Origin of the sequence: Rhodopseudomonas sp. (assembly GCF_048594845.1) — a bacterium.
Classification (GTDB): domain Bacteria; phylum Pseudomonadota; class Alphaproteobacteria; order Rhizobiales; family Xanthobacteraceae; genus Rhodopseudomonas.
Genome location: NZ_JBMDXE010000362.1, coordinates 1 through 4,109, shown reverse-complemented (window position 1 = coordinate 4,109; position 4,109 = coordinate 1). Strand labels below are relative to the sequence as shown.

Here is a 4,109-nt window from a genome sequence, read left to right as displayed (position 1 = left end):
AGCGGCGCAGTAAATCAACTCCTTGTAACTCCTCACTAATCGACCTCCCTACGCGACTGGCACGGTTTTCGCTACTCTTAGATCGGGTCACCGGTGGGTGCCCGGCGTCCATCGATCAACTCGCGACAGCAACGCTGCTGTCCTGGCCCGCGCAAGCAGAGGCCAGGACGCAGCGTTTTTTTTTCGTCGGTCGGTCGAGCGCCGAGTGAGGACAGCTAGTGGGCAACAGGGTCGCGCGACCCCTAAAGGGAACATGGCAACGATGACGATCAGCAAGGACGGCCTCGGACGCAAAGTGAGCCGCCGCCAGCTTCTGAAGGCCGGCGGCAGCGCAGCCGCACTGCTCGCCGCGGCGAAGCTCAGCTTCCCGGGCGGCGCTTTCGCGCAGGACGCCGGCCCCGAAGTGAAGGGCGCCAAGCTCGGCTTCATCGCGCTGACCGATGCGTCGCCGCTGTTCGTCGCCAAGGAGAAGGGCATCTTCGCGAAGTACGGCATGCCCGACGTCAGCGTCGAGAAGCAGGCGTCGTGGGGCACCACGCGCGACAACCTCGTGCTCGGCTCCGAAGGCAACGGCATCGACGGCGCGCACATCCTGACGCCGATGCCCTATCTGATCTCGTCCGGCAAGGTGACGCAGAACAACGTGCCGACGCCGATGTACATTCTGGCGCGGCTCAATCTCAACGGCCAGTGCATCTCGGTCGGCAAGGAGTACGCGGACCTCAAGGTCGGGCTCGACACCGCGCCGTTCAAGGCCGCGCTGGAGAAGAAGAAGGCCTCCGGCAAATCGGTGAAGGCGGCGATGACCTTCCCGGGCGGGACGCACGATCTCTGGATCCGCTACTGGCTCGCCGCCGGCGGCATCGATCCGGACAAGGACATCGAAACCATCGTGGTGCCGCCGGCCCAGATGGTGGCGAACATGAAGGTCGGCACGATGGACTGCTTCTGCGTCTGCGAGCCGTGGAATCTGCAGCTGATCCATCAGAACATCGGCTACACCGCGCTGACCACCGGCGAATTGTGGGACAAGCATCCGGAGAAGTCGTTCGGCATGCGCGCCGCCTGGGTCGACAAGTACCCGAAGGCCGCGAAGGCGCTGCTGATGGCGGTGATGGAAGCGCAGCAGTGGTGCGAAGACCCTGCTAATCGCGAAGAGACCGCCAAGATCTGCGCCAAGCGGCAGTGGATCAACGTTCCGGCGGAGGACGTCATCGACCGCATGAAGGGCCGCTTCGACTACGGCACCGGCCGCGTCGTCGAGAACTCGCCGCAGCAGATGCGGTTCTGGGCCGACCACGCCTCCTACCCGTTCCAGAGCCACGATCTGTGGTTCATGACCGAGGACATTCGCTGGGGCAAGTACGAGCCCGGCTTCGACAGCAAGGCGCTGATCGCCAAGGTCAACCGCGAGGATCTGTGGAAGGACGCCGCCAAGACGCTCGGCGTCGCCGCCAGCGACATCCCGACCTCGACGTCGCGCGGCAAGGAGACGTTCTTCGACGGCAAGGTGTTCGATCCGGAAGATCCGGCCGCGTACCTGAAGTCGCTGACGATCAAGCGCATCGAAGCCTGACGATCACATGATCACTGGGCCGCGCCCGCCGCGCGGCCCTCCCTTCAGACGACGGAGTGTCAACCCGATGTCGATGACCGCCCTGAAATCCGAGACCGAGACCGTCACCGCGCTCACGCCGCCGTCGTCGGCCGTGGTGACGATGCGGCCGAAGCGGCAGCCGCGCGCCGACAAGTACATCAAGAACGCGCGCGAGATCGCCGCCCGGGTGATCCCGCCGCTGATCGTATTCACGTTGTTCATGGTGATCTGGGAGTTGCTGTGCCGGCGCACCGGCTCGGCGCTGCCGCCGCCGTCGAAGGTCTATGCTGATACCAAGGAGTTGATCTTCGATCCGTTCTACGATCGCGGCGGCATCGACAAGGGCCTGTTCTGGCATCTCAGCGCATCGCTGCAGCGCGTGGCGTTCGGCTACTCGCTCGCCGCCGTTGCCGGCATCGCGCTCGGCACGCTGGTCGGCCAATCGGTGTGGGCGATGCGCGGGCTCGATCCGATCTTCCAGGTGCTGCGCACGATTCCGCCGCTGGCCTGGTTGCCGCTGTCGCTCGCGGCGTTCCGCGACGGCCAGCCCTCGGCGATCTTCGTGATCTTCATTACGTCGATTTGGCCGATCATCATCAACACCGCGGTCGGCATCCGCAACATCCCGCAGGACTATCGCAACGTCGCCGCGGTGGTGCGGCTCAATCCGCTCGAATTCTTCACCAAGGTGATGCTGCCCTCGGCCGCGCCCTACATCTTCACCGGCCTGCGCATCGGCATTGGCCTGTCGTGGCTGGCGATCATCGCGGCCGAGATGCTGATCGGCGGCGTCGGGATCGGCTTCTTCATCTGGGACGCCTGGAATTCCTCGCACATCAGCGAAATCATTCTGGCGCTGTTCTACGTCGGCATCGTCGGCTTCGTGCTCGACCGGCTGATCGCCGGGCTCGGCCGGTTCGTCACCCACGGCACTTCGGCAGCCTAAGGAGCACGGTCATGACCGCTTATCTCAAGCTCGATCACATCGACAAGACCTTTACCCGCGGCGCTGCGACCACGGAGGTGCTGAAGGACGTCAGCCTCGACATCGCGCAGGGCGAATACGTCTCGATCATCGGCCATTCCGGCTGCGGCAAGTCCACGCTACTCAACATCGTCGCCGGCCTCACCGGCGCGACCCAGGGCGGCGTGCTGCTGGAGAACCGCGAGGTCAACTCGCCGGGACCCGACCGCGCCGTCGTCTTCCAGAACCACAGCCTGCTGCCGTGGCTGACCGTGTACCAGAACGTCCGGCTCGGCGTCGACAAGGTGTTCGCCAAGACCAAGAGCCGCGCCGAGCGTCACGACTGGACGCTGCACAATCTCAATCTGGTGCAGATGGGCCACGCCAAGGACAAGCGGCCGTCGGAAATTTCCGGCGGCATGAAGCAGCGCGTCGGCATCGCCCGGGCGCTGGCGATGGAGCCGAAGGTACTGCTGCTCGACGAACCGTTCGGCGCGCTCGATGCGTTGACGCGCGCGCACCTGCAGGATTCGGTGATGGCGCTGCATCAGAAGCTGAACAACACCATCCTGATGATCACCCACGACGTGGATGAAGCCGTGCTGCTCAGCGACCGCATCGTGATGATGACCAACGGCCCGTCGGCGCGGATCGGCGAAGTGCTGGAAGTGCCCCTGCCGCACCCGCGCAAGCGGCTCGAACTGGCGACCAACGCCACGTACCTGAAGTGCCGCCAGCGCGTGCTCGAATTCCTGTACGAGCGGCACCGGTTCATCGAGGCGGCGTAATCATTAGCGGCTGTCATTCCGGGGCGCGCGAAGCGCGAGCCCGGAATCCATAACCACCGTCAGGGGATATGGATTCCGGGCCTGCGCCCCAAGCGGGGCGCATCCCGGAATGACGAGGTTAGCTCATCCAGCAACAAGGGACCGCACCATGACTCCCGACCAGATCGCCCTCGTGCAGCAGAGCTTCGCCAAGGTCGCGCCGATCTCCGAGCAGGCGGCGGGCCTGTTCTACGGCCGGCTGTTCGAAATCGCGCCCGAGGTGAAGCCGCTGTTCGCCAAGGCTGACATCCGCGAGCAGGGCAAAAAGCTGATGGGCACGCTGGCCGTCGTGGTCGGCGGCCTGACCGACCTGCCCTCGATCCTGCCGGCCGCCAGCCGCCTCGCCAAGCACCACGTCGGCTACGGCGTCACCGCCGCGCACTACGCGCCCGTCGGCGCCGCCCTGCTGTGGACGCTGGAGCAAGGCCTCGGCGACGCCTGGACGCCGGAGCTGAAGGACGCGTGGACCGGCGCCTACACCACGCTGTCGAGCTACATGATCGCCGAAGCGTACGGCGTGGCGGCGTAATGATGGAGCGTGCGACATTGCGCATGAACGCAGGCATCAGCCACGACGCGCGGCCCCCACACCCTCCCCTGGAGGGGGAGGGTCACTCGCGTAGCGAGCGGGGTGGGGTCGCGAAGAGTTCATCCGCCGTGCTCGCGGCTCACCCCACCCCGTCACGCATCCCGCTATGCGGGCTGCGTGCCGACCCTCCCC

General features: G+C 65.6%; 4 protein-coding genes. All 4 read left to right on the top strand.

The genetic code is table 11. The annotated features are described in order from the left end of the window. Nucleotides 1–262: 262 nt before the first annotated feature. The 4 genes from ACOJTD_RS24730 to ACOJTD_RS24715 all read left to right on the top strand — a co-directional run bounded on the left by ACOJTD_RS24730 (nt 263) and on the right by ACOJTD_RS24715 (nt 3,917). Nucleotides 263–1,576: a CmpA/NrtA family ABC transporter substrate-binding protein gene (locus ACOJTD_RS24730; protein WP_420135496.1), complete on the top strand. Its 1,314-nt coding sequence runs from the start codon at nt 263–265 to the stop codon at nt 1,574–1,576. A gap of 67 nt (nt 1,577–1,643) precedes the next feature. Continuing rightward, nucleotides 1,644–2,543, top strand: coding sequence for a nitrate ABC transporter permease (gene ntrB, locus ACOJTD_RS24725; protein WP_420135495.1), 900 nt, complete (start codon nt 1,644–1,646; stop codon nt 2,541–2,543). Nucleotides 2,544–2,554: 11 nt separating this feature from the next. After that, nucleotides 2,555–3,349, top strand: coding sequence for an ABC transporter ATP-binding protein (locus tag ACOJTD_RS24720; protein WP_420135494.1), 795 nt, complete (start codon nt 2,555–2,557; stop codon nt 3,347–3,349). 148 nt (nt 3,350–3,497) lie between these two features. Then, a complete protein-coding gene (locus ACOJTD_RS24715; protein WP_420135493.1) occupies nt 3,498–3,917 on the top strand; it encodes a globin family protein in 420 nt (139 codons plus the stop codon). Nucleotides 3,918–4,109: the final 192 nt, after the last annotated feature.

Bases quoted from the DNA above. Each gene is read 5' to 3' on its own strand.
- ACOJTD_RS24730 (WP_420135496.1), top strand. From the start codon at position 263: ATGACGATCAGCAAGGACGGCCTCGGACGCAAAGTGAGCCGCCGCCAG.
- ntrB (WP_420135495.1), top strand. From the start codon at position 1,644: ATGTCGATGACCGCCCTGAAATCCGAGACCGAGACCGTCACCGCGCTC.
- ACOJTD_RS24720 (WP_420135494.1), top strand. From the start codon at position 2,555: ATGACCGCTTATCTCAAGCTCGATCACATCGACAAGACCTTTACCCGC.
- ACOJTD_RS24715 (WP_420135493.1), top strand. From the start codon at position 3,498: ATGACTCCCGACCAGATCGCCCTCGTGCAGCAGAGCTTCGCCAAGGTC.